The organism is Metabacillus litoralis, from assembly GCF_020524045.1.
Taxonomy (GTDB): domain Bacteria; phylum Bacillota; class Bacilli; order Bacillales; family Bacillaceae; genus Metabacillus; species Metabacillus litoralis_C.
The window spans coordinates 599,095-623,213 of record NZ_JAIVKL010000001.1; the positions used below are offsets into that span (position 1 = coordinate 599,095).

Annotated in this window: 29 protein-coding genes; 5 read left to right on the top strand and 24 right to left on the bottom strand. The window is 32.9% G+C overall.

The window, feature by feature from the left end:
- Positions 1–186: 186 nt before the first annotated feature.
- On the bottom strand, positions 187–1,689 hold the full coding sequence (locus LC076_RS02820) for a glycine betaine uptake BCCT transporter (protein ID WP_226665997.1): 1,503 nt from the start codon (positions 1,687–1,689) through the stop codon (positions 187–189).
- 132 nt (positions 1,690–1,821) lie between these two features.
- Entirely contained in the window at positions 1,822–2,310 is a 489-nt protein-coding gene (locus LC076_RS02825) for a metallophosphoesterase family protein (RefSeq protein ID WP_226665999.1), read from the bottom strand.
- A gap of 258 nt (positions 2,311–2,568) precedes the next feature.
- Here LC076_RS02825 and LC076_RS02830 point away from each other — a divergent pair, with 258 nt between their 5' ends.
- Positions 2,569–2,856: a DUF6509 family protein gene (locus LC076_RS02830; protein ID WP_226666000.1), complete on the top strand. Its 288-nt coding sequence runs from the start codon at positions 2,569–2,571 to the stop codon at positions 2,854–2,856.
- A gap of 605 nt (positions 2,857–3,461) precedes the next feature.
- Here LC076_RS02830 and LC076_RS02835 read toward each other — a convergent pair.
- On the bottom strand, positions 3,462–4,571 hold the full coding sequence (locus tag LC076_RS02835) for a phosphatidylglycerol lysyltransferase domain-containing protein (protein ID WP_226666002.1): 1,110 nt from the start codon (positions 4,569–4,571) through the stop codon (positions 3,462–3,464).
- Between the two features lie 318 nt (positions 4,572–4,889).
- On the opposite strand from LC076_RS02835, the gene LC076_RS02840 reads away from it, so the two are divergent.
- Positions 4,890–5,072, top strand: a complete 183-nt coding sequence (locus LC076_RS02840; protein ID WP_413465928.1) for an H-type small acid-soluble spore protein — start codon at positions 4,890–4,892, stop codon at positions 5,070–5,072.
- Positions 5,073–5,300: 228 nt separating this feature from the next.
- Here the strand turns inward: LC076_RS02840 and LC076_RS02845 are convergent, their stop codons facing one another.
- The 10 genes from LC076_RS02845 to LC076_RS02890 all read right to left on the bottom strand — a co-directional run bounded on the left by LC076_RS02845 (position 5,301) and on the right by LC076_RS02890 (position 11,712).
- On the bottom strand, positions 5,301–5,504 hold the full coding sequence (locus LC076_RS02845) for a cold-shock protein (protein WP_204953361.1): 204 nt from the start codon (positions 5,502–5,504) through the stop codon (positions 5,301–5,303).
- A 441-nt stretch (positions 5,505–5,945) separates the two neighbouring features.
- Positions 5,946–6,614: a molybdate ABC transporter permease subunit gene (gene modB, locus LC076_RS02850; protein ID WP_226666170.1), complete on the bottom strand. Its 669-nt coding sequence runs from the start codon at positions 6,612–6,614 to the stop codon at positions 5,946–5,948.
- Entirely contained in the window at positions 6,614–7,375 is a 762-nt protein-coding gene (modA, locus tag LC076_RS02855) for a molybdate ABC transporter substrate-binding protein (RefSeq protein ID WP_226666004.1), read from the bottom strand. Before modA ends, modB begins: the two co-directional genes overlap by 1 nt.
- A gap of 1 nt (position 7,376) precedes the next feature.
- The gene (gene moaD / locus LC076_RS02860; protein WP_226666006.1) at positions 7,377–7,610 is read right to left on the bottom strand and encodes a molybdopterin converting factor subunit 1; all 234 of its coding nucleotides are present in this window, start codon (positions 7,608–7,610) and stop codon (positions 7,377–7,379) included.
- Positions 7,607–8,062, bottom strand: coding sequence for a molybdenum cofactor biosynthesis protein MoaE (locus LC076_RS02865; RefSeq protein ID WP_413465932.1), 456 nt, complete (start codon positions 8,060–8,062; stop codon positions 7,607–7,609). The genes moaD and LC076_RS02865 overlap by 4 nt, the downstream gene beginning before the upstream one ends.
- 4 nt (positions 8,063–8,066) lie before the next feature.
- Complete coding sequence (gene mobB / locus LC076_RS02870) at positions 8,067–8,579, bottom strand: molybdopterin-guanine dinucleotide biosynthesis protein B (protein ID WP_226666010.1); 513 nt, start codon at positions 8,577–8,579, stop codon at positions 8,067–8,069.
- Positions 8,558–9,838 carry a gephyrin-like molybdotransferase Glp gene (gene glp / locus LC076_RS02875; RefSeq protein ID WP_226666171.1) on the bottom strand — a complete coding sequence of 427 codons (1,281 nt, stop codon included), beginning with the start codon at positions 9,836–9,838 and terminating at the stop codon, positions 8,558–8,560. Before glp ends, mobB begins: the two co-directional genes overlap by 22 nt.
- A gap of 40 nt (positions 9,839–9,878) precedes the next feature.
- Entirely contained in the window at positions 9,879–10,478 is a 600-nt protein-coding gene (locus tag LC076_RS02880) for a molybdenum cofactor guanylyltransferase (RefSeq protein WP_226666012.1), read from the bottom strand.
- Positions 10,479–10,629: 151 nt separating this feature from the next.
- Complete coding sequence (locus LC076_RS02885) at positions 10,630–11,085, bottom strand: TlpA family protein disulfide reductase (RefSeq protein ID WP_226666014.1); 456 nt, start codon at positions 11,083–11,085, stop codon at positions 10,630–10,632.
- 84 nt (positions 11,086–11,169) lie between these two features.
- A complete protein-coding gene (locus tag LC076_RS02890) occupies positions 11,170–11,712 on the bottom strand; it encodes a peroxiredoxin (protein WP_226666015.1) in 543 nt (180 codons plus the stop codon).
- Positions 11,713–12,139: 427 nt separating this feature from the next.
- Here LC076_RS02890 and LC076_RS02895 point away from each other — a divergent pair, with 427 nt between their 5' ends.
- Positions 12,140–12,979 (top strand): mechanosensitive ion channel family protein, encoded by an 840-nt coding sequence (locus tag LC076_RS02895; RefSeq protein WP_226666017.1) that lies wholly within the window; start codon positions 12,140–12,142, stop codon positions 12,977–12,979.
- A 206-nt stretch (positions 12,980–13,185) separates the two neighbouring features.
- Here LC076_RS02895 and LC076_RS02900 read toward each other — a convergent pair whose 3' ends face one another.
- The 4 genes from LC076_RS02900 to LC076_RS02915 form a co-directional block, all read right to left on the bottom strand.
- Positions 13,186–13,434 carry a YkuS family protein gene (locus LC076_RS02900; protein WP_226666172.1) on the bottom strand — a complete coding sequence of 83 codons (249 nt, stop codon included), beginning with the start codon at positions 13,432–13,434 and terminating at the stop codon, positions 13,186–13,188.
- Between the two features lie 211 nt (positions 13,435–13,645).
- Entirely contained in the window at positions 13,646–14,773 is a 1,128-nt protein-coding gene (locus LC076_RS02905; RefSeq protein WP_226666019.1) for an N-acetyldiaminopimelate deacetylase, read from the bottom strand.
- A 229-nt stretch (positions 14,774–15,002) separates the two neighbouring features.
- Positions 15,003–15,713: a 2,3,4,5-tetrahydropyridine-2,6-dicarboxylate N-acetyltransferase gene (gene dapD / locus LC076_RS02910; RefSeq protein ID WP_226666021.1), complete on the bottom strand. Its 711-nt coding sequence runs from the start codon at positions 15,711–15,713 to the stop codon at positions 15,003–15,005.
- A gap of 202 nt (positions 15,714–15,915) precedes the next feature.
- Positions 15,916–16,785: a LysR family transcriptional regulator gene (locus tag LC076_RS02915; protein ID WP_226666023.1), complete on the bottom strand. Its 870-nt coding sequence runs from the start codon at positions 16,783–16,785 to the stop codon at positions 15,916–15,918.
- A 150-nt stretch (positions 16,786–16,935) separates the two neighbouring features.
- On the opposite strand from LC076_RS02915, the gene LC076_RS02920 reads away from it, so the two are divergent.
- Positions 16,936–17,304, top strand: a complete 369-nt coding sequence (locus LC076_RS02920) for a VOC family protein (protein WP_226666025.1) — start codon at positions 16,936–16,938, stop codon at positions 17,302–17,304.
- A gap of 319 nt (positions 17,305–17,623) precedes the next feature.
- Here the strand turns inward: LC076_RS02920 and LC076_RS02925 are convergent, their stop codons facing one another.
- The 5 genes from LC076_RS02925 to LC076_RS02945 all read right to left on the bottom strand — a co-directional run bounded on the left by LC076_RS02925 (position 17,624) and on the right by LC076_RS02945 (position 21,585).
- The gene (locus LC076_RS02925) at positions 17,624–19,105 is read right to left on the bottom strand and encodes an MDR family MFS transporter (protein WP_226666173.1); all 1,482 of its coding nucleotides are present in this window, start codon (positions 19,103–19,105) and stop codon (positions 17,624–17,626) included.
- Between the two features lie 469 nt (positions 19,106–19,574).
- Positions 19,575–20,021: a cyclic-di-AMP-binding protein CbpB gene (gene cbpB, locus LC076_RS02930; RefSeq protein WP_226666026.1), complete on the bottom strand. Its 447-nt coding sequence runs from the start codon at positions 20,019–20,021 to the stop codon at positions 19,575–19,577.
- 278 nt (positions 20,022–20,299) lie between these two features.
- On the bottom strand, positions 20,300–20,818 hold the full coding sequence (locus tag LC076_RS02935; RefSeq protein WP_226666028.1) for a ribonuclease H-like YkuK family protein: 519 nt from the start codon (positions 20,816–20,818) through the stop codon (positions 20,300–20,302).
- Between the two features lie 355 nt (positions 20,819–21,173).
- On the bottom strand, positions 21,174–21,326 hold the full coding sequence (locus LC076_RS02940) for a hypothetical protein (RefSeq protein WP_226666029.1): 153 nt from the start codon (positions 21,324–21,326) through the stop codon (positions 21,174–21,176).
- A gap of 22 nt (positions 21,327–21,348) precedes the next feature.
- Entirely contained in the window at positions 21,349–21,585 is a 237-nt protein-coding gene (locus LC076_RS02945; protein ID WP_226666031.1) for a YkuJ family protein, read from the bottom strand.
- A gap of 673 nt (positions 21,586–22,258) precedes the next feature.
- On the opposite strand from LC076_RS02945, the gene LC076_RS02950 reads away from it, so the two are divergent.
- On the top strand, positions 22,259–22,498 hold the full coding sequence (locus tag LC076_RS02950; RefSeq protein ID WP_226666033.1) for a glutaredoxin family protein: 240 nt from the start codon (positions 22,259–22,261) through the stop codon (positions 22,496–22,498).
- A 453-nt stretch (positions 22,499–22,951) separates the two neighbouring features.
- On the opposite strand, the gene LC076_RS02955 is transcribed toward LC076_RS02950, so the two are convergent.
- Together LC076_RS02955 and LC076_RS02960 are read right to left on the bottom strand one after the other, a co-directional pair.
- A complete protein-coding gene (locus tag LC076_RS02955) occupies positions 22,952–23,629 on the bottom strand; it encodes a DUF3993 domain-containing protein (protein WP_226666035.1) in 678 nt (225 codons plus the stop codon).
- Between the two features lie 233 nt (positions 23,630–23,862).
- Positions 23,863–24,102 (bottom strand): hypothetical protein, encoded by a 240-nt coding sequence (locus LC076_RS02960; RefSeq protein WP_226666036.1) that lies wholly within the window; start codon positions 24,100–24,102, stop codon positions 23,863–23,865.
- Positions 24,103–24,119 lie beyond the last annotated feature (17 nt).

Genomic DNA, 24,119 nt, shown 5'->3' on the forward strand with positions numbered 1-24,119 from the left:
CGTTCAAAAACAAAGGGTTAAAGCTAACTTTATCTTTCGAATTAACAAAGAAATCGTTGTTTCTCTTATAAATTTCATTTAAAATGCAAATAAAAAAGCCGACTTAATCAATTAAAGCAGATAAAGTCGACTTCTTTGACACCATTGTTAATTCCTCTAAACTAATATATCTGAGGCTTTTGTGAACTAATTAGAAGTTTTCATTTTGAGCTTTTTATGTTTTACTTCTTCATTGAAGTCTTTTAAAATCGAAAAAGACATAGCTATTAAAACAAAGGTTAATGGAAAAGCACTAACAATAATCGCTGTTTGCATAGCATTAAGCCCACCTGAGAGCATTAACACTACCGCTGAGGCACTTAAAAAGAAGCCCCATATAACCTTAACGATTTGTGGAGGATTTAAACTCCCGCGAGCAGTTTGCATACCTAAAACAAATGTAGCAGAATCAGCAGAAGTCACAAAGAATGTTGTAATTAACATTAGTGTAACGATAATCAATAAGCCTGTTAGAGGCAATTGTTGATATACAAAGAAAAGAACCGTTTCTAAGCTTTGTTCACTTACATTTAATCCTTCAAAATATTCAAAGTAAATACCCGTCCCGCCAAATACCGCAAACCAAAACGCACATACGAGTGTTGGAATTACTAATACAGCTACCATAAATTCCCTGACAGTTCTTCCTTTTGAGACACGAGCAATAAAGGTTCCAACAAAAGGAGCCCACGCTATCCACCAAGCCCAATAAAAAATCGTCCAGCCTTGAATCCACGATGCATTCGTTTCATCAAAAGGAGCAAGTCTTAATCCCATACTAGGTAAATTTTGAACATAGCTACCAAGTGTTGTTGTAAATAAATCTAAAAGAAAACCAGTTGGTCCGATGAATAAAAATACAATTAACAACACAACTGCTAAAACCATATTTGCATTACTTAAATACTTAATACCTTTTTGAATACCCGTACTTGCTGAAATAATAAATAAAACTGTGACAACAGAAATAATTATAAGCTGAACACTAAAATTATTTGGGATGTTAGAAATATAGCTAAGACCACTATTGATTTGGGCTGCACCTAAACCTAATGAAGCTGCAACACCAAAAATCGTTGCAAAAACAGCAACAACGTCTACTACAGTTCCAATCGCTCCAGTTGATCTCGCTCCTAATAAAGGCGTTAAGGTAATACTCATTAACCCAGGTTGCTTTTTTCTAAACTTATAATACGCTAAAACAAGAGCTATTACTGCATAGATCGCCCAAGCATGAAACCCCCAATGTAAATATGTATATCTCAAGGCAACTTTTGCAGCTTCTCCAGTTCCACCTTCTCCTATAGGTGGATTCGCGAAATGCGAAACAGGCTCTGAAACTCCAAAAAATAATAAACCAATTCCCATTCCAGCACTAAAAAGCATCGCAAACCATGTTGACCTTTTAAACTCCGGTTCATCATCATCTGCTCCTAACTTTATCTTTCCGTATTTACTAAAGATAAGAAAAATAGCAAAAAGTAAAAAAAACGTAGCTGCTAATTGATAAAACCATCCAAAATTACTTAAAAAGAATATTTTTGTTGTATCCATAATTGTTCCTAAACGATCAGGTGCAATGACACCCCATGCAACAAATAGAGTTGCAATGACAATAGAAATCCAGAAAACCTTTGAAACTTTATTCATAAACCTTTCTCCTTCAATCATATTCACGGTTTTGAAACCATTTACGCCTTTAATCACACTTGAAATTAGTGTGCCGAAGGATGGTTAAATTTATGCAATATACAGACTTAACTTCAATTTGTATTAACGAAACTATTTGAAGTAAACCACCTTTGCATTTATTTCATTATCTATCGTAAGAATTCCAAATGAGAAGTATTGTTGTTTTCTTTTATCAGTTGCGGAACCAGGATTAAATAAGAGTACATCATTTATGTATTTAATACTCGGAATATGCGAATGACCAAAAAGAATACAATTTACAGAATCCTCCTTAAAGGCAAAAATCTCTCTCTTTTCAGTTGTTTGTGACTTACCGTGACCATGAACAACCCCAATTCTCTTGTTTTTTATTGTTAGAATCTTTTTAAATGGTAGTACTTCTAACAAATCTGAACTGTCTACATTACCATATACTCCTTCAACTTGACCGAGATTCTTTAACTCATTATAAACATCAATCGTTTGCCAATCTCCTACATGAATTATTAAATCAGAGTTTTTGCATTCTTCTCTAACAATAGTCGGTATTTCTTTTCCTCTTTTAGGAATATGTGTATCACCAATTACAATTATTTTCATAAAAACCTTCCTTATATTTGGTTTATAGTCCATAACAAGATATAATATGTATGCTCGACAAATACATATCCATATAATCAACTTATGTATGTTAATTTCCTAAACATTGGGGTTTTTCACAATGGAGTGGATGATCACACTCTAGGTTTCCCGAGCATTAAGACTGGTAACCTAACTAAAGATAAACAATATCTTTTATACTCCTAATATTAAAAAGAAAGTCATGAAAAAAAGCATGAAAGAAAAGAGGAATGTATCATGAATGTTATTGAATCCAAAATTGAGAAATTACAAGATCCATTCGGTATTTTAACTGGTGACCGATACGAAATCTTCTTAACTCTAGATTTAGATGAAGATGATGAATTATTTAGCGAGAACGGAGTTGTACTAAAACTAATATATGTTATTGACGAGAACCAATCAAAAATAGTTCAATATGACTTTACTGAAAAAATCACTGATCAATATTTAGATTTCGCTCTTGAAGAAGATGAAGAAATTGAAATTAAACAATTCTGTCAGCAACTAGTTGACAGGTATTAAGAACATCATTCATTTCCATCAATACCAAGCAATTACCCATTACAACAGCAGTTATAAATAAAATAATTCTTGTTCATTACATCATATCCCAAGAATAACAACTACGAAGATACAGTAATTCTGCCTGTAATGTAGACTAACTTAATGTTGATTTTTAGCACTTTGTTGATTGGAAGTGAATATATAAGACTCCCGCTTAGAGAAGTGTGTCAAAGAGAGATCCCACAGTCGCAAAGCTTACGAGGAGGGGATAAAGGTACTTCCCCCCCCCCGTGAAAACGAGTGTCTGTAACGGAAATCAACACCTAAGTTTAACAGAGCTATAATATAATAAAAACCAGAAGCTAATAAAATCAGCTTCTGGTTTTTTCATAGTAGGTGGTTATCTAAGCGTCGGCTCTTATTATTGTGCTGCTTTTCGTAATCTTTGTTGTTTTTAGAATCCCATTGAAAAAAAACTCTGCATAAGTCTAGTGGCATCTATTCATCTACTGATTGTACCTTGTATACAATAAAACTTGGGTTACAACAGATAAAAGTGTCAATAAGCAACAATCTTTCAAAAAAGAGCCGATTATAAAGATCAAATAAATGAACTCTCATTTTTAAACAGCTTTTTTATGATTAAATAACTTCCTTACAAAAAACAACTTTCTTGCATTAGGTTCCCGTTTTACAATAGTAACTATTTGGAGAATTGAGTATAAAAAAGACACTCTTTTACACGCAAGATATCGAGGACTCCATTCTGTTGCAAATTTTGCTTTATAATTTCTTAAACCTTTGAAATTATAAAATCTACATCCATTAAGATAAGCATAGCGCGCTACCTTTTCCATTATAGGAGCATTTTTCTCTACTCCTACATTTGATAAAGGTGATAAACCAAGACTACATGATGAAAACCCTGCTTGTTTCGCCCAAATAAAAGTAGAAATAAAAACCATATCCATTGCACCTGCAGGGCTATCTTTTGTATACCTCATAAGATCAATACTAATCGTAGCTTGTTCTTGATAGTCAGAAGGCAGACTCGCAAAAGCAATGAGACGTTTATTTGAGTCTCGTAATAAAGATACCGAAAAAAGTGAGATATAGTCCTCTGAAAAAGAACTAACAGAAAAACTTTTTTCCTTTCTTCCATTTAGCCATTCATCAGATACTAATCTCAATTCTTTAATTAATTCTGGACTGAATGGTGGTGAAACCACTTCAAAATGATATCCTTCACGATTAAATTTGTTTAGTGTTGTCCGAAACTTGCCTGATTTTTTACCTTCTATTGTAAATTGATTTAAACACACTTTTGCTTCTTCACCTATTTTGAAAAGCTTATAGCCTTTCTCTTTAAATGTAGTTAAGAAGCTCTCAGTTATTTGATAAAAAGCTGGAGTTTTCCCTTCATTTCTCGCATAAGCTAAAAATTCATCTAATCCATCTTTTAGTTTTTCCTCTGAACCAATTGGATCTCCTAATACGAAGAGATTTGTTCCTTTTTGTCTATATGAAAGAAGCACCGATTTATTTTTAGAGACAAATAAATGTTTATCTTGAAGAAACGTAAGATGTGATAATGTATTACCACCATATCTTTTTAACATCCATAATACAATAGATCCATTAAACGTGTTTTCATTTTCTTGTTTAAAGAAAAAAGTGATTAAGGCGACTAAAATTAAAATAAATAAAAATAAGAAAATAATTGCTTTCAACAATAATCTAATTCCCTCCTTATTTTCTCTCTATAAAAGATACCATAATATGCGGATTCAGAGAATAGTTTTTAATTAGTAGATTCAACTAATCAAACCTTTTATATCAATAATTTGAACAAAACAACATCATTTATTCCTTTCTTAAACTTTTAATCATTGACAAGTTTTAAGAATACTATGGATATTTTTATTTTGCTTGGACATCTTATAAATAGCGTCGTTAAAGCTTATTTGATTTTTAGTCATTTAAAATCGCAAGATAATTCCACTTAAAAACGAGCAATTTACAGAGACAAAAAAAAGTAAAGGAGACAAATAATGATGAATGTAAATAGAGCAAAAGAAATTTCTAGAATGGGAGAAATGGTAAATGTTCAATATGGAGGAGAAGCAATTTACATACAGTCAGTAAACGAGGATCAAGAAACAGCAAGAATATTCCCATTAAATAATCCTCAAGCAGAACAAAATGTTTCAGTAGATAGTTTAATGGAAGAATAGAAAACATTACCTAATAATTAAAGGCTTTTTTTCTGAACGATTGTTACTATGTAATCAAGATTTGGAGTGAAAACAGTGTTTGTTCACTATAAGGATACCGTTTTATGAAGAAAAAATGCCACTAGACTTGAGACAGTGCTGATTGCTTCGGGTATTTAAAAGAAACAAAGTTTGCGAAAACAGCCTAATTAAAAAAGGCTGACATGTTGTCAGCCTTTTGTATGCTTATTATAATTTCACAACGTCTTCAGCTTGAGGGCCACGGTTTCCTTCAACAATGTTGAATTCAACTTTTTGACCTTCTTCTAACGTTTTAAATCCGTCACCTGAAATAGCGCTGAAATGAACAAATACATCGTTTCCTTCTGCAACTTCGATAAATCCGAAACCTTTTTCTGAGTTAAACCATTTTACAGTACCTGTCGTTTTCATAAATGAAACCTCCAAAGATTTTTTAATATGTTACTCTATTTTAAAAAATTCACATATTATAGAGAATATCAAGATACGGAGTAGATACTCTTTATAATATGTGAATTATATAGCTCCATATTTGTTAATAGAAAATAAAAATATTAGTTAACCATTTATTTATATTCTACTTCATTTATAATTATAATATTGAAATTGCAAAGCCTCAATACAACGAAAGCCCTACCTCTCTTTCGTCCTTACGGCTCCAAGACCGCGCCAGTGTGAATTGATTTAACGAATTTGTTTATTATCATAAAAAATTATGCTAAAAACCCCATTACTATCATCCACAAAGCACTATTAAAAGTGATATTAAATAAGCACTATTTATAAGTATATAGAAATAGTTTACTATTGTCAATAGATCATCCTTTTTCTGTAAATGAAATGCACTTACAATTAATATTTTTCTTTTCTATTAATTAGTTGAACAAAGAATAGTAAACTAAATGAAACACAGATAATTGACAAAACCCATAGCCAAGCAAGCCCTAAATTACCGCTATCAATTGCAACATATATAGCAGTTGATACCGTCTGAGTTTTACCAGGTATATTTCCTGCAAACATTAACGTTGCTCCAAATTCTCCTAGGGCTCTTGTAAAGCTTAAAACAAAACCGGTAATTATATAGTTCATTGTCAAAGGTAACGTAATTCTCAAGAAAACAGCCATTTCATTAGCTCCATCAACTCTAGCAGCTTCTTGTATATTGCTGTCTACATGCTCAAATCCAGCTTTTGTCACTTGATACATAAGTGGAAATGAAACAACAATCGCCGCAATCACTCCGGCCCACCAAGTAAAAATGATTGTGCTATTAAAGATGGACTCTATAGCTTGACCAATCGGACTGTTTATTCCAAATATAATAATTAAAATAAATCCTATAACAGATGGAGGCAAAACTAAAGGCAAAATAAGAATTGTTTCGATCAACATTTTCCCCTTAAACACTCTTTTTGCCATATAGTTACCTACAAGTGTACCTATAACCATCACAAGGATACTTGCTAAACTAGCTATTTTAATTGACAGAAGAATAGGATCCCAAAAATCGTTCATAATTACTCCTCATTCATCGTTTCGAATCCATATTTTTTAAAAATCAACAACACCTCTTCAGTTTGTAAAAAATCACAAAAGTTAGAAGCAGCATCTAATTCCTTAGTTGAATTTGAAATTCCTATAGGATAGATGATTGAAGAATGTAAGGAATCATCAATTGTAGAGATTTGATTAACTTTATCTGTTATTAATGCATCTGTTTGATAAACAATCCCTACTTGGACATTTCCTGTCTCAACATAAGATAATACTTGACGTACATCTTTTGCAAGGATTAGTTTATCTTCAATCGAGGCCCATTTCCCCATATTTATAAGAGCTTCTTTTGCATATAAGCCCGCTGGAACTGTCTCGGGTATACCTATCGCCAAGCTTTCCGACTCCATAGCTGCTTCAAATGTAGCAATATCTGACTTTTTTGAAGAAATAATAACAAGACTATTTTTCAGTAATGAAACTACTGAATCTTTTCTAATTTTATTGGCATTAACCAATTTCTCAAACATTTCATTATTAGCAGATAAAAACACATCAGCTGGTGCGCCTTGTTCAATTTGTTTGCTTAATGTACCTGATGAAGCTAGGTTCAATTGGATATCAATATGATTATTTTCTTCATAAAGTAGTTCAACTTCCTCCATCGCTTCCTTTAAACTAGCGGCAGCTGAAATGATTAATTCTGTCTTTTCATCTTGTCCCGTTGATGACGTACAACCAGTTAATATGAAAGATAGTAAAAATAAGCAGACGATGTTTCTCAATTCATCCACCACTTACAGGTGGGATAAACGCAACAACATCACCCGATTTCACTTGATCCTCATCAAGTGCATAATCCTCATTTACAGCTACCATAACATGTTCTAAAGAACCTAAATTGTATTTGTCGATAACAAACTTCTTTAAATCTATTACTGAAAGTGAATCCTGATCAATATTTATACTCTCGCTTCCAACCTTTTCTTGCAAATGAGCAAACAACAATACTTTTATCATTTTTCCACCTCCAATGGAGATCCACTTGGATAATGTGTTTTTTCTAGCTGATCCCCAATCCATTCTTCTCCGTCTTCCCAAATTTCTTTCTTCCAAATCGGAACAATTTGTTTAATTCTTTCAATTGCATATTCATTTGCTTCATATGCATCTTTTCGATGTGGTGTTGATACTGCAATTACAACTGCAATCTCACTTATTTCTAACTTCCCTATTCTGTGGGTTATTGCGACTTTTGAATGATCCCATTTCTGATTAATCTCACGACCAATTTGTTCAAGCATTTTCACAGCCATTTTGGTGTATGCTTGATATTCTAATGACAAAGTACGTTTACCATGAGTAAATTCTCGAACAGTACCTATAAATGTCGTAATTGCTCCTGCTTCGTTTCTTATTACTTTATTTGCAATTTCTTCAACTGATATTGGATCTTCAACAATCTCAAACATTTGGTTAGTCAATTATTTCACCTACTTTATTAATTTGTAGCCATTCAATACAATCTTTTTGATTAGTAAATACTTTGTTATGAATAATCAATGAATTAGGCAGAGGAAAACTTGCTATTAAACAGGATACATTCTCAAGCTTTTCTAACATCATTAAATCCTCACTTGAACGTAATAATACGACCTTTGGATATGATTCAAATTTAAATCCTTCGATCAAAATAATATCAAGCTTTAATGACTTGTAAATAGTTATTAATTGAGACAATTTAAGATTTAAGTTATCTGAGGTTAACATAAATGTACCATTACCTTCAACTAATGAAACACTTGCCCCTGCTTCTCTATGTTTTCCTGTATCCTTTTGTTTATCATAGTTCATGAGTGGTTCTGAATGTCCATGATGTTTAATTGTGCCCACCTTTAGATTTCTTTTAACAGCTGCTTTTATGTATTCAACGACAAATGATGTTTTCCCACTATTTTGATAGCCTACTACTTGAATGACTCTGCCCAAGGTGTATCACTTCCTGTTTGATCTTCAATAAGCAACACATCAACGATATCACCCAATTGATATCCTCTTGATCCACCAGGTAAGGTAATAAGACAGTCCGCTTCTGCTAAAGAAGTCACTACATTTGATTTATCAAGTCCAACGGGCGATGCTTTTATTTTCCCATTGCCTAAATTTAGTTTACCTCTAACAAATCTCGTAAATGGATTCGGCTTTAAAAAGTCCTTACCTAATTCAGCTTTTATCATTTGAAGATGTGGTCGTTTTGATCGTAAAAACTGTCTGACGATCGGACGAACTAAGAGTTCAAAACCAACATAACAGGCAGATGGATTTCCAGAAAGTCCAAATAAAAGCTTACCATCTACTTCTGCAACAGTTGTCACACTGCCAGGCCTCATCGCTATTTTATTAAATAAAACATTCGCTCCCAATTTTTTGTAGATTTCAGGTAAATGATCATAATCGCCAACAGAAACTCCTCCTGTAGTGATGAGATAATCCACTTTATTTAATGATTGTTTTACAGCTTTAAAGCACGATTCTAGATCATCAGGTAACTTCCCTAAATAAATTGGTTCTGCCCCACTTCTTTTTGCTTGAGCTTCGATCATATATGAATTACTGTTTCTAATTTTTCCCGGGACTAATTCCTCCCCAACCTCTAACAACTCACTACCTGTCGCTATGATACCGATTTTCGGTTTTTTGGAAACATGAACTTTTTCATAACCAAAGGTTGCTAAAAGAGCGATGACTCCCGCTGTTATTTTTGTTCCTTTTGTAACTAATACACTACCTTCTTGAGTGTCTTCACCTTTATACGAAACATTATCACCTTTTTTGAATGCCCTTTTTAAAGTCATATATGTTTTCTCGTCTTTACGGATAACTTTCGTTAACTCAAGCATCACAACAGCATCACATCCACTAGGCATTTGAGCCCCAGTCATTATTCTAACTGCTTGATTTTCACCTACAGTATAAACACTTACACTACCTGCTCCTATTTCATCAATAACCTCAAATTCCACTGGAGAATTTGCACTTGCAAGTTTCGTGTCAACCGAACGTATAGCAAAACCATCATATGGTGACCGATCAAAGGGTGGTACTGGATGCTTAGCAATTAAATCTTCCGCTAAAAACCTTTCAAAACTATCATGGATGGAGACTAGCTCTTGTTCACATATTCTTGAATATTTCATAACTTCCTCAATGGCTAATTTTACTGCTAAAGGCTTTCTCTTTTCTAACATATAATCACTCCGATTCGGCATAATTTGCACCCTATTCAGATTATTTATAATCCCTTTTCAACAGCTTATTGTAATCCATTTGTGAATTAATGTTACTAAAAATTTCTTGATCACTCATTAAATCTTCCTCTGTTACATAACAAACATTAATTAAATTTAATAGATTCGTTATTTTCAATTGATTCATAGTAAGTTGATTTTCAATAATTGGAAAAATTGAATGATGATATACACCAATCAAAGGTTGAATTTTACCAGAAACCTTCGGGATAACTGCTTGTATATGACTATCTCTAAACTTCAGCAGATTTTCCAAGGTTCTTGAGGTAATTCGTGGTATATCACAAGATAATACAACATACCACTCTGCACGTTCTTTTTTCATTGCTGTATAAATTCCTGCTAGTGGTCCATTTCCTTTAAAAAGTGGGTCGTCTTCATACATTTTCACAAATTCCTCTTGGGAAAAACGGTCAAAATACTTTGACTGAGTTATAATTACACTAGTCTCTGCTACTTTTTCTAATGCTTGAAAAGAAATTTTCCAAAAGAATTGATTTTTATATGATGCAAAAGCTTTTGGAACTCCAAACCTTCTCGATTCACCACCAGATAATAGGACTCCTAATGTATTATACATTTTTGTCTCTCCCATCTCTATTTATTATCCCTAATTTATAATAAGCTCTGTTCATGATTTGTTGTTAATTTCCGTTACAATCATTCACTTTGTATTAGAAAATAGTAAAAAAGCCAGTTACCTTATTACGTAACCGACTTTCACTAAAGGCTTATTCAGCATTTTCAAACTCTGCTAAAACACGATTCACACGTTTCTCAAGCATTTTCATTCCACTTCCACCAGCTTGAAAATGACGTAATTTACCTTCTTTATCAAAAACATAATAAGCTGGTACATATTGATTTTCAAATGCATCTGTTAACTTATGCTCACTGTCAACAAAAATAGATTGGCTAATATCATGCTCTGCAGCAACTTTTTTGATTTCCTCAAGATTTAAATCATCTTCTGAACGAGGCATATGAACAGCAATGACATTTAATTTATCATGATATTGATCGCGAAATTCATTTACTTGAGGCATAGCTTCCTTGCATAAATGACAGCTTACCGACCAAAAGTGGATAAGAGTTGGTTTTCCTCCTATTAACTGTTCTTTCGTAACTTCCCCATTTAACCATTCAGTAGCTCCAGATAGCTCTGGCATTTGTTCACGCAGTTTCATTTAATCATCCTCCATAGCATTAAAGAGTAAAAGGGGCTGACAATATGCTGTCAGCCACTCTTTTTAATTAATAATCTTTAAAGATTAAAGTGTCGTTTGTCCTGGTTTCCAGTTTGCTGGGCAAAGTCCACCAGTTTGAAGTGCTTGTAATACACGTAATGTTTCTTCAACATCACGACCAATATTATTGTGGTTCACAACAGAATATTGTAATTCTCCTTCTGGATTGATAATAAACAACCCACGAAGCGCAATACCTTCTTCTTCAATTAACACGCCATACTCACGTGAAACAGCGTGATTAGTATCAGCAGCTAGTGGATATTTTAAATCTCCAAGACCATTATCTTTTCGATCTGTTTTAATCCAAGCTAAATGAGTATGAATAGTATCAGTTGATACACCAATTACCTCTGCATCTAAATCTTCAAACTCATCATATCGATCTGATAGTGCAGTGATTTCAGTAGGACATACAAATGTAAAGTCCATTGGGTAGAAGAAAAGAACCGTCCATTTGTCATTCTTCATATTCTCTTCTAAACTTACTTTACCAAATTCTTTGTTTGCTAATACTGCTTCCATTTCAAATCTAGGTGCTTGTTTACCAACCATACGTTCTGCCATTTTTAAAACCTCCAACAATTTTTTAACATGCTTAGCCTCAATTAATTGAGAATGTTATTACACATTTTCTTCTTATGTACTCGTTTAATACAGTGACCATTATAGGACAAGCATCCTTTTTAGTCAATGTTAGATAATAATCATTTTAAAATCTTAACATAATTTTCACACAACAAATATATTATTACCTAATAGCTAAAGTTAATTCAAAGGATATGCTTTGGATTATGAAATTTATTTATTGTATCAACGTTTTTTGACAAATTGAGCTAAAATCCTTCATTTTTGCACAAAATATGTTTAACATAGTTGAAGAAGGGTATTAAAATTTTGTTCTTTTCTTTCAAAATCTAGGGCGTGATGACTTTATAAGCATTATTACGTACTTAAGGAAAAGACTCTCTATGTCTAGAAAGGATGTTATTGAATGTACGATTTAATCGAGAAGATTAATTGGTCAGAACTTATGACCGACGCAGGAATCATTATTTTGAAATTAATAGGAATCTCCATCGCCTTCTTAATTGTGAAGGGAATTGGTAGTAAAGTAATTAAGAAAATGTTCGATCGCATTCAGCAGCGTGACAATGTTTCTGCTGGAAGAGCTTTAACTTTACAAAGTCTCTCTTTAAATGTATTTTCTTATATTTTAATTTTTATTTTTGTTGTGATGGTATTTCAAGTATTTGAATATGATGCCACGGCATTATTAGCTGGTGCTGGTGTGATTGGTCTAGCTATAGGATTTGGTGCACAGGGACTTGTGAGTGATGTTGTAACTGGTTTTTTTCTCTTATTAGAAAAACAAATCGATGTTGGAGATTATGTAACAGTTGCAGGATTTGATGGAATTGTCGAACAAGTAGGACTACGCACAACTCAAATACGCGGATTTGATGGAACACTTCATTATGTCCCTAATAGAGAAATTACAAATGTTAGCAATCACTCGCGTGGAAACATGAGAGCTTTAGTTGACATTGGTATCTCATATGATGACAATATCGATAAAGCAATTGCTGTTTTACAAAATGTTTGTGATCAAATTGCGGCTGAAGATTCAGATATTGTAGATGGCCCAAATGTTTTAGGTGTTCAAGCTTTAGGTTCTTCAGATGTTGTAATTAGAGTTCTTGCTAAAACAGAAAATATGCAACAGTGGGCAGTTGAACGTAAGCTTCGTAAAGCAATGAAAGAAGCATTTGACGCAAATGGAATTGAAATTCCTTTCCCACACCAAGTATATGTAGAAAAGAAATCTGAGTAGAAAGCAAAGCGCAAGGTCCTTTGCTTAGTATAATTTAAGCGTGATACGATAAGGACTAGTAATTAACCTTCGATTTTTACAATTAGTGGCCTAGGAGTAAAAAGTCTTAATACACTCCCTAGGCACTAAATCTAAATATCTAAGTAATAAACAAAAAAGAGGCTGTCCCTTAAATCTTTGGACGCCTCTTTTTTAATTTAATTTTATTATCGATTGATTTTGCTTTCCACTTGTTCACATACTTCGTTAGCTGATAAACCAGTTGCTTGAATAACAGATCCTGCTGTAACAGCATTACTAATACCCATTACATTTTGATCTTGTCCAGTTATAACACAGCAATCACAACCTTTTGCATCACTTTCGTTATTTAATTGGACAACTTCATAGCCTTTTTCTTGTAAAGCTGCAGTTACATCTGATAATGATTGTTCTACACCGATTTTTGGCATTATTTATCCACCTCCTATAAGTATTGTGTACAGGGATTGATAAAATATACTTTAAATAATTATGGCTCTTTTCTGAACGTTTGTTGCTGTCTAACCCAAATTTGGAGTGAAAACAGTGTTTTTTAACAATAAGGATACTATTTTATGAAGAAAAGATGCCACTAGACTTGCTTCGGGTATGTAAAAGCAACAAAGTTTGCGAAAACAGCCATGATTATTGATTTGCTTTAAACGCAATGTACTTACTCATTGCTTCTATAGCAACCTCAATTGCCGTTTCATCGGGTTGTAATTTTGCATGATGAAGACCATATGATGATTGAACCCCTAACCAGAACATAAACCCTGGTATCTGATCGACCATATATCCAAAATCTTCGCCTGTCATCGCTTCCTTGCATTCATTAACATCATAATCAGTTTTAGTGTTAATAAAATCCATAAATTCTACTGTTAACTCTTCATGGTTATGTACTTGGTGATACATTGAGCCATAATCAATGCTCGCTTTACATGAATAACCAATTTCTATTCCTTTTACAATTGCCTCAATTCTTTGCTTCACCTTATTCATAGATTCCACAGATAACGTACGAATTGTGCCTTCTAATCTTGCATTTTCTGCAATAATATTTTGAACTGTTCCACCCGTAATTTTACCTATAGTAATGACTGCACTATCTAAAGGATCAACATTTCTCGATACAATTGATTGAAATTGAGTTACTAGCGAACAAGAAGCAACAACCATATCATTTGTTGTATGAGGATATGCTGCATGCCCTCCTTTTCCTTTTAAATCGATAAATAACTCTGAAGTATTTGCAAACAATAGTCCAGGCTTAGTAGCTATCGTACCTACTGGTAGTTCTGGAGAAATATGAAGGGCTGTAATAAGATCAGGTTTCCATTGTTTAGCTACCTCACTGTTTAACATCGGTTCAGCTCCACCCGGACCTTCTTCAGCAGGCTGAAACAAAAATACAATATGGTCTGAAACTGGATTCTCAATAAAATTCACGAGAATTCCTAGTGCAATTGTCATATGAAAATCATGTCCACATGCATGCATAAATCCAGGATGTTCAGACTGGAAAGGATAATCAGTTTCCTCTATTATCGGCAATCCATCCATATCTGCTCGATAACCTATTGTTTTCGAAGGGTTTGTCCCTTTTACTCTTGCAAAAACTCCTGTTTTCCAAGTTTGAACTTCTAAACGATCTTCTGGAAATTGTTCTAGAAAATCCAAAAGATATTGTTGTGTCTTAAATTCTTGAAATCCTATTTCTGGAATTCGGTGAAGATCTCTTCGTATTTGTATCAATTGATCTCTATCCATAACCCACTCTCCTCTATATACAAGGCTCTTTTCTGAAAGATTGTTGCTATGTAATCAAAATTTATAGTGAAAACAGTGTTTTTTCAATGAAAGGGTACTATTTTATGAAGAAAAGATGCCACTAGACTTAATACAGTGCTGATTCCTTCAGGTATTTAAAAGCAACAACGTTTGCGAAAACAGCCATATACAAAGACGTGGATTCTCATCCACGTCTACTTTTAGGAAATTATAATTGTCTTAACTCTTGCATAATTTCTGTTTTAGATTTTGTTTTAGCGTCTATGTCTTTAATTTTACGGGCTGGAGCGCCTGTTACAACTGTATAAGGTTCTACATCCTTCGTTACAATTGCGCCAGCTCCTACAACTGCACCTTTTCCTACTGTAACACCTTCTAAGACAACAACATTCGCGCCAATAACTACATCATCTTCAATTACTACTGGCTTAGCAGAAGGTGGCTCAATCACACCTGCTAGAACTGACCCTGCTCCTATATGACAATTTTTCCCTACTGTTGCACGGCCACCAAGAACAACATTCATATCAATCATTGTTCCTTCACCTATAACACTACCGATATTAATAGAAGCTCCCATCATAATAACTGCGTTGTCTCCTATTTCTACTTGATCACGAATAATTGCACCTGGCTCAATACGAGCTTTGATTCCTTTAAGATCTAGTAGCGGAATAGCAGAATTACGTCGATCATTTTCCACAACGTAATCTTCAATATTTCCTTTGTTTGTTTCTAAAGCTTCCGAAATCTCAGCCCACTCACCGAACACAACACCCGTATTTCCTGTTATAAAGGTTTGCGTTGATTCACCAAAATTTACACCCTCAAGGTTTCCTTTTACGTATACTTTTACAGGTGTAGATTTTTTACTGTTTTGTATAAATGAGATAATCTCATTTGCATCCATCATTTTCATATGTATTTTCCTCCCTAAACTAGAATTATTATAATTAGTCATTCTTTACTCTATCAAAGGATGATAGTGTTGACAAGCTATGTTGAGCATTTTTTTATTACTTATTTTCTGTAATAGCTCAATTAACATATTTTTTGGCTCTTTTAAACTTGGCTGTTGTTTTCCGAAACAGGTTTTCGCGTTCCCGGGAAAAATAAAATGATCATTGATTATATTCCTTTACTATTTCTAAGAATGCTTTTACCTGTTTTAATTGAAAAGAAGATTCAAAGCCTAATAACCATGTATCTCGTTCAATTTGCTTTCCTTCATCATCAAGCAATGGAATTTTATAAACACCCTTTTCTTCTTTTTTCAAAGTGACTGATGGCAATATTGCATATCCAATCCCATTAAGAGCCATTTGTTTACACGTTTCAATTTGATCGACTACAATCGTTCTTTTTGGAGACGTTTGGAATTGACGGTGCCACCAATCCTGAATTTCTTGATAATATGATGAATCACTCTTGAACTGAATAAAAGGCCTCTCCGTTTGAAGCACATCTTCAATGTGTTGAATTTCTGTATCAACTAAGTAAAGTGTATCTGTTAATAAATGCTGTTTCATCCCCTTCCATTCAGGGTTACCTCTTATAATACCGATATGAACATGATCTTCATACATACTTTTTAGTATCTCACTACTCCAACCAGTTATAAGTGATATTTTTGCATGTGGATATTTTCTCACATATTTTTTCAGCACTTCTGGCAACCAGTGTTGACCAATAATTGAAGCAACAGAAAGCTTTAATGTTCCATGAACCTCACCTTCTAGCTCTAGAATCTCCTCCTTCACTTTCTCTTCTTTTAAGACAACTTCTTTAGCATACTTAATCACCTTTTCACCAGCTGGAGTCAAAGTCAGTCCTTTTTGAGATCGAATAAAGAGTGAGTATCCCCATGCTTTTTCAATCGATTGAAGTCGTTGGGATAGTGCTGGCTGAGAAACAAAAAGTCGTTCTGCTGCTTTTCTCATATTCATTTCCTCTGATAAAACAACTAGAATACGTAGTTCTGAAGTTTGCATATTTCCCCACCTTATATGTATTAAGTATTTCTTATGATAAGTTCTTAAAAATCACTAATTTAATTATGACTGTTTCAATTGTATGATAAAGATGCATATGTCATTTGTAAAGAGTTGAAAAATCATATTAATTTGTGAGGAGAGGATTTTATGAGTATAAAGATCTTAGGTCTAGATCACATACAAATTTGTGTTCCTATCGGAAAAGAAACGTTAGCTCGTCAATTCTATCTTGATGTTTTAAATTTCATTGAAATAGAGAAACCAGACGTTTTAAAGAAAAATGGTGGTTTTTGGTGTACATCAGGCGAAATTACTTTACATATCGGTGTAGAAGAAATGAGAGAAACAATAAGCAAGCGTCATCCAGCATTTATTATCTCCAATCTTGAGGAGGTAAGAGGGATATTAAAGAGCAAAGGAGTATTGATTCAAGAAGAAACATCAATCCCTGGAATTGAACGGTTTTCTTGCTTTGATCCTTTTCACAACAGAATAGAATTTTTAGAAAAAATTTAAATCGTCACAAAAACAAGATACTTAGAAAATCTCAGTCACCTAGAGCAAGCAACTAAAGACTTAGTACAATTTTTCATTTCTTGTTTCCTAAAAAATATAGGCTGTTTTCGAAAACTTTGTTGTTTTTAAATACCTGAACAATCAGCGCTTAAATAAGTTTAGTGGCATCTTTTCTTCAAATAAATAGATAGTACCCTTATAGTAGAGAAATACTATTTTCACTTCAAATTTTATTTACATAGCAACAATCGTTCAGAAAAAAGAGCCTTTAGAAAAGACCCAAAATAAAAAAGGCTGACGGAATTATTAACACACACAGTCAGCCTTTATCTTTTTTAGGCAATAAAAAGATTAATATGAAACTTAGTACGGCAAATAAAAATACAACCCAATACACACTATTTAAGGCATAACTTAACCCCTCTTGTAGGAGGTTTCGTTTTTCTTCAGATAATTGTTGTTGTTGATTTGGATCTAATAAAATGGTAGTTGAATCTAAATTCAATTCATCCTCTATACCGCGTCGTGATAAAAAGGAAATAAGTTGGCTATTTAAAACCCCACCCAATAAAGCTGCTCCAATTGTACTTCCAACATTTCTCATAAACATATTTGTTGCTGTTGCAACACCACGTTTATTCCATTCTACATTACTCTGAATAGACACAATAAATGCTGTTGTTGTTAACCCCATACCAACACCTATTAAAAATGAACCAGAAGCAGCAAAAATAGGACTGTCACTACTATTTAGCATAGTGAAAATGACGCTTCCTAAGATAAGAGAAATCCCACCTAGAATCGAAGTTGTACGAAATCCAATCTTTAAAATCGCTCTTCCAGCAATCGTTGCAGCAATTGGCCAACCTATTGACATAGTTGTTAATGTTAAACCAGCTACAATTGGTTTCTCTTCCATCACTCCTTGTACAAATGTTGGCAAAAAGGAAGATAATCCAATTAATATCACTCCCGTAGTTAAAGATGTAACATTGGCTATCAAGATTGAACGTTGTTTCCAAAGTTCAAATGGCATCATCGGGTCTTCTACTTTACGTTCAAATAGAATAAATACAATCAAAGATAATATAGATAAACTAACTAATGATACTATAGGAAGTGAGATCCATTCCCACCTTACACCTCCTTCAACAAGGACAAACATGAAGGAAGTGACCGAAAGCGTGAGTAATACAGCTCCTCCATAATCAATTGAAGGTTTCTTTTTTGCAATTTTTTCATGAAGAAATAAATATAGTCCTATAATAGCTAAAATTCCAAGTGGAACGTTTAACCAAAATACAAACCTCCAACTTACAAACTCTACAAGAAGTCCACCAATAGCTGGTCCCATTATCGCAGAAATTCCCCAAACACTTGATAAGTAACCTTGTATTTTTGCACGTTCTTCTTTTGTATATATATCTCCAACGATTGTTGAAGCAATAGGCATGACCGCACCAGCACCAAAGCCTTGTATAAAACGAAAGAAAATAAGCCACCCCATTGTCGTTGCAAGTCCACATAAAATGGAGCCTATCAGAAAAATGATAATCCCAAAAGTTAGCACAGGTTTTCTGCCATATAAATCAGAAAGTTTCCCATAAATTAAAACAGTCACTGCATTCATTAATAAATATGATGAAAATACCCAACTATATAATGAAAAATCCCCTAACTCTGCAACGATTGCTGGCATTGCAGTTGCAACAATTGTTGCCTCAATTGCTGCCATAAACATGGCAAGCATTACAGTTGCTAACACATATGGTCTGTGTGTTTTGGTAGATTTTTTTAACATTAAATTTATTTTCTCCACAAAAAGTACCGCCTTTAACAAAAAAATTATGTAGAAATGTAAAAACATTTTTGAATTTACCTCTTTGTTGTTACCTTGATACATGAAAATGAATAAGCAAGGGGTTTTAAGAACATCTGTTTTTAAAATGCAGCTAAAAAATAAATTTTAAAAAACCCAAGCATCTATGTAAAGAAGATCATAAAGATAAAAAAGCTTTCCTTATAAAGCTCTTAAAAAGGACTAAATTAATTACTTTGTTAATTGAAGCGACGTCATGACTCTCCTGATTAGAGAAGATATCTGAGAAAGCCCACACAGAAGCTTACCTTCTGATAAGCACTCTGCTTCTCACTTGAAAAAGGGTACCCTGTCGTGAAGTTAACAACAAATTTAAAATACCCTAAAAATCTCCCTAAATAAATGAAAACGATGTAATGAAAAATCATTTACATCGTTTTCGTTTAACAACCTATTTTTGATTTAACAAATCTAGTTGTTTCTTTAACTGCTTCAGAATTGCCCTTCTAGTGAATATTCCCTCAAATACAAAATCATTGTTTTGCACGCAAATAAATGGATGATTGACAACAAGATCTAATCCTTTATCAAGTGTATCATTCAAGAATAATCTTGGAATAGATGTGTTCATCACTTCTTCAACTTTCATCTCTTCTAATTTTTCAAACTCAATACGTTCTAGGCCGAATATATTATCCATAATCAGATTCATTCCTATTAATCCATGTAACTTAAAAGTTGGATCTAAGACAGGTAGTGCTGTATATCCAGTTTTAGTTAACACTAATAAGGCATGCTCTAAATTATTTCCTATCTGCACATGTGCCACTTTGTCAGCCGGTATCATAAGGTCTTTTATCGTAATATTAATTAACGTATCTGCATCATTACTAAACATTGTTGTGTTCTTCCTCTCTAGATAACTTTGTCCAGTTCAATTAAGATTATATAGAGGTCTTTCATTCCCTTTTCTATCATATCATAAATAATTTAAATGGAGTAATGGCAAGGTCACTAAAAAACTGATCTATTTTAAATGGGATTTTAAAAAGCGAAGATAATGAATAAACTTACATCTTGAGGGTGATAGGATGTGTAGTTAAATGTATTATTAAACAAACTATCCATCTATTATATAACGTGTAGTTTGTCTATTACAGTTTTAATGGTAGACTATTATTTTGTATATCTATTAGCATAACTAAAAGCTGCGTATGAATATGGCTTAATTTTCGCCTCTATTCCCATCGATTCAATTCTACCAGTCATTTCTTGTATCAATTCTTTTGTCATACCCTTTCCGCCTATATCTAAATGAATTTCAAATAGTAAATCTCCCCCATCATCTGCAAATGGAATGAGTATATCTGAAAGTTCATTTAAATACCGAGATGTAAAGTAAGAAGCTATTTCTATACTAAGTGCAGTTTCCAACGATATTTTTTCACGAACACTTTTTATAGGTCTTAAAACATGAACGTTTTTCAAACATCCCCAAGCCCCTTTACCAACACGGTGGATATGAATAGCCGTTATGAATTTAGTTTCATTTTGGTGTACTTGTGAATCAGATCCTATTGATAACACATAACATGATCTTGGGTCTTTCAATATAAAACTCTTTAAGCGATCAATAACAGCTTGAAATGTCATTGATTTTTCGGAAACATTATAAAAGGTAAAAGTTTCGCTCATATCACAACTCCTTTTAAATCTAGTCTCACTATATAAAAAGTGTCATTCCCCTAATCATATATATGTATGAAACAAACTGGTTTATGTATACGAATTTGTTTTTAAAATAATCAGATTCCCTAATTCTTTCAGGATTTTCCTTATTTCCTAGTGAACCTCTAGAGGTGAGTACAGTTTGATCTACTCTAGACACGTTTCTATAAGCAGAAAGCTCAATTATTTACCTCCAATTAAAAAAGGTGCTAAAATTTAGCCTTCCCCTTTAACATTGCATTACATTAAAAGAACGCTAAAATAAATTTTGAAAAGCTTTTCTTAGCGTACATAAAAAATAGTCAGACCCAATTGGGTCTGACTATTTTCCCTTACTTGTCTCGATATTTTTTATTGATTCTTGGCAATGAGTACAAGTGAAAATGACATTTTGATTCGACTGAGCAGTTAATGAGTTTGAAAGCATGTCTTGTTCACGACAAAACGGACAAATAACAATAGGTTCTTTTCTCATTTTAACTCCTTCACTTCCATTTTTACTGGAGGAGATCAAAAATTTCCATGGCAATCATATCAATATTATCAAACTGATAAGATTGAGGTTTGTCACTTTTTTGGTAAACCTCTAATTCAAATGTACTGTTCTTATCAAAATACTTTACACTACAACGTTTCTCACCTTCAACTTCAAAATAACGTTGTAGAGGTTCTCCTGAACCTGAATTCTCTTGTAAGTTTTGCAGTCTTGTAATAATGCCTAATAATTGTGACATTTCTTATCCCCCTTCCGGAAGAGTTAACGTATAACTAATTCCTCATTTTATTGTTTTACTCTACCATACATTATATCCACAAAACAACGATTCGATAAACAGCATCTTTACTTTGTGCCAAATCAATTTTACACTATGTATGAAAGGATTACCAAAGAAATCATTTTTCATTCTTTTCATTATAAAGGCTGCTCTCGTAAACTTTGTTGTTTTTAAATCCTCATGGAAAAGGCCCTGTATAAATTCCAGTGGCATCTTTTTCTATAGCCGCCTTTTATTATGTTGGTAGGACAATGTATGGCTTGTAATAAGACTATTTCAAAAATTATAACAGAAAAACATTTGAAACAGCCTTAATCAAATAGCCTTTGTTATTGTAACACATTTTTTCTTCATTCATTCTAGTTTTAAAAAATTGTATTGTGAAGATTTATAATAAGCTTATACATATTAATTTTTTTAAAAATGTGCTAAATTTTTAAGGAACTAATTTCTCTTTTATGATAAGAGATTGAAGTTAAGTAGAACTTTAATCTTTGTTAAAAAATTAAAGATTATTTCAGAAGGAAGCGTGGAAATTAATATCAATATTATACCTATCCCTTCTGGAGGTTGGTTTTGACTTGAAGATTCATTTTGAAATGTAAACAAAATAAGATTGGAGAATAGATATATGAAAAATGTCGTCATCTACACACAGCCCAATTGTCCCCCTTGTCAAATTGTAAAGCAATTTTTAAATCATCATAACGTAGACTTCGATGAAAAGGATGTAAGCGAAGATTTTGATGCAAGAGAAACACTAGTAAATAAACTTCACTCAACTTCAACTCCTACAGTTACTATTGATAATGAAGTTGTTACTGGGTTTAATTTAAAAAGATTAGAGGAGCTTTTAGGAATAGAAAGCTAAATAGGGCCTATGTCTGGACTAGCCTTTAATTTTTTTGTAAGGTTTTCTGATTCAACACACAACTATTGGATTTGCTCATTAAAACAAATAAAAAAGCTTGGTGACCAGCCAAGCTTTTATCCGTTCTATTTATTAAAAGGGGTTTGGGGAAAATCGAGAGTTTAATGACTAATCAAATAACTACTTAGATGAATGACCAGTTCATCTTCGTTAATTATTGCGAAGTCCACCTCCTTAGATTGATAAGCTTATGTAAATCATAGTTGAATATCTTTCTTAGTTACAATGATAATGATTATCATTGTCGTTGTCAACATATTTTTTGAAAATGTCTTAGTTATAGCTCAATATTGTTTTATCACACTTATGGGTTGAAGTGAATTTAACTTTATTATTTGCTTAAATAGTCAATAATCAAGCTCAACCTCACAGAATGGTTAAATTAGCATAATATTAAAATTCATTTAAAATACTCTTAGTAACCGTATAGATTGACAGTAGAAACCCATGTTCAATAACATTAACTGACTGATTTTGGTTAAATAAAATGGGTTCACTGGTCGAGAAAATATTTACTTTGTTATGGTCAGTACCATCTAGCTTTTCTTTAACCTGGTCAAATTCTGTTGATTTTGTTTTTATGACAGGTTTCCTTTTCTCACTTACAATTTCATTTATCTTCCATCCTTTATCATTACTCTGTAAATAAACCACACCGTAATATGCATCAAAACTAACAGGGCCTTCATTATTTGCTTCAAAATATTCATACACAACCGCTTTGTTAGCTTCCTGTTTTACAATTGTATCTTGATTATATTGAAAAAAAGGAATTGTATTTATAGGGAAGTCTGTACCGTATACGATATATTGGGTATCATCTAAGCGTTGAACATTCTCATTAAAATATTTGCTTATAAAGGGTTCCTCAAAGGATTGTTCTAAGATTTTTTTTATATTTTCTTTCGTTCTAGGTTCTTCTGTTAGGGAAATTTGAGATTGAAATGCTTCTTGAACTAGTGTTAATATTTCTTCTCTGAAACCTTTATCTACTTCTTTTGCATGTACTTGTTGAGAAAGTGAAAAAAACAAAATAAAAAACAGTAATAATCCTACTCGAACTTGTCCCAAGCTTTTCATCCCTTTCCAGATATTCTCAGAAAAAATAAGAGTTCTTATTATATTCTACCAACTTTTATAGCTTGTTTGCTTATCAACCATTCGTAAAATAAATGTAAAAAACGACAATATTTCTTATTATTTACCCATATACAATGGAAACTAACCTAATTTTCTTCTCGCTAGAAAAACCTGTTATGAATTTTAAACATAAAAAAAAAAATGGACAATTAATGTCCACTTTTTTACCCAGATATTGTAAAAGCCAAATAAAAAATATACGCCAATGCAAGTACTCCTGCAATAATATAGGTTAAAAATATCGGGTTTCTCATATAAGGATGATCTTGAACTTTTTCATTTATTTGAGTGTCATATGTTGATTTTCTCTCACTTACTAGCTTTCCAACTTTAAATGTATAAATTAAGCTAGCAGCTAAGATAATTAACGCTAAAACACCGAGTACCATCGTCAAATAAGTCATCTTTTGAGTCACTCCTT

Bases quoted from the DNA above. Each gene is read 5' to 3' on its own strand.
- LC076_RS02820 (WP_226665997.1), bottom strand. From the start codon at position 1,689: ATGAATAAAGTTTCAAAGGTTTTCTGGATTTCTATTGTCATTGCAACT.
- LC076_RS02825 (WP_226665999.1), bottom strand. From the start codon at position 2,310: ATGAAAATAATTGTAATTGGTGATACACATATTCCTAAAAGAGGAAAA.
- LC076_RS02830 (WP_226666000.1), top strand. From the start codon at position 2,569: ATGAATGTTATTGAATCCAAAATTGAGAAATTACAAGATCCATTCGGT.
- LC076_RS02840 (WP_413465928.1), top strand. From the start codon at position 4,890: ATGATGAATGTAAATAGAGCAAAAGAAATTTCTAGAATGGGAGAAATG.
- LC076_RS02845 (WP_204953361.1), bottom strand. From the start codon at position 5,504: ATGAAAACGACAGGTACTGTAAAATGGTTTAACTCAGAAAAAGGTTTC.
- moaD (WP_226666006.1), bottom strand. From the start codon at position 7,610: ATGATAAAAGTATTGTTGTTTGCTCATTTGCAAGAAAAGGTTGGAAGC.
- LC076_RS02865 (WP_413465932.1), bottom strand. From the start codon at position 8,062: ATGTTTGAGATTGTTGAAGATCCAATATCAGTTGAAGAAATTGCAAAT.
- glp (WP_226666171.1), bottom strand. From the start codon at position 9,838: ATGTTAGAAAAGAGAAAGCCTTTAGCAGTAAAATTAGCCATTGAGGAA.
- LC076_RS02880 (WP_226666012.1), bottom strand. From the start codon at position 10,478: ATGTATAATACATTAGGAGTCCTATTATCTGGTGGTGAATCGAGAAGG.
- LC076_RS02885 (WP_226666014.1), bottom strand. From the start codon at position 11,085: ATGAAACTGCGTGAACAAATGCCAGAGCTATCTGGAGCTACTGAATGG.
- LC076_RS02890 (WP_226666015.1), bottom strand. From the start codon at position 11,712: ATGGCAGAACGTATGGTTGGTAAACAAGCACCTAGATTTGAAATGGAA.
- LC076_RS02895 (WP_226666017.1), top strand. From the start codon at position 12,140: ATGTACGATTTAATCGAGAAGATTAATTGGTCAGAACTTATGACCGAC.
- LC076_RS02905 (WP_226666019.1), bottom strand. From the start codon at position 14,773: ATGGATAGAGATCAATTGATACAAATACGAAGAGATCTTCACCGAATT.
- dapD (WP_226666021.1), bottom strand. From the start codon at position 15,713: ATGAAAATGATGGATGCAAATGAGATTATCTCATTTATACAAAACAGT.
- LC076_RS02915 (WP_226666023.1), bottom strand. From the start codon at position 16,785: ATGCAAACTTCAGAACTACGTATTCTAGTTGTTTTATCAGAGGAAATG.
- LC076_RS02920 (WP_226666025.1), top strand. From the start codon at position 16,936: ATGAGTATAAAGATCTTAGGTCTAGATCACATACAAATTTGTGTTCCT.
- LC076_RS02925 (WP_226666173.1), bottom strand. From the start codon at position 19,105: ATGTTAAAAAAATCTACCAAAACACACAGACCATATGTGTTAGCAACT.
- cbpB (WP_226666026.1), bottom strand. From the start codon at position 20,021: ATGTTTAGTAATGATGCAGATACGTTAATTAATATTACGATAAAAGAC.
- LC076_RS02935 (WP_226666028.1), bottom strand. From the start codon at position 20,818: ATGAGCGAAACTTTTACCTTTTATAATGTTTCCGAAAAATCAATGACA.
- LC076_RS02940 (WP_226666029.1), bottom strand. From the start codon at position 21,326: ATGAGAAAAGAACCTATTGTTATTTGTCCGTTTTGTCGTGAACAAGAC.
- LC076_RS02945 (WP_226666031.1), bottom strand. From the start codon at position 21,585: ATGTCACAATTATTAGGCATTATTACAAGACTGCAAAACTTACAAGAG.
- LC076_RS02950 (WP_226666033.1), top strand. From the start codon at position 22,259: ATGAAAAATGTCGTCATCTACACACAGCCCAATTGTCCCCCTTGTCAA.
- LC076_RS02960 (WP_226666036.1), bottom strand. From the start codon at position 24,102: ATGACTTATTTGACGATGGTACTCGGTGTTTTAGCGTTAATTATCTTA.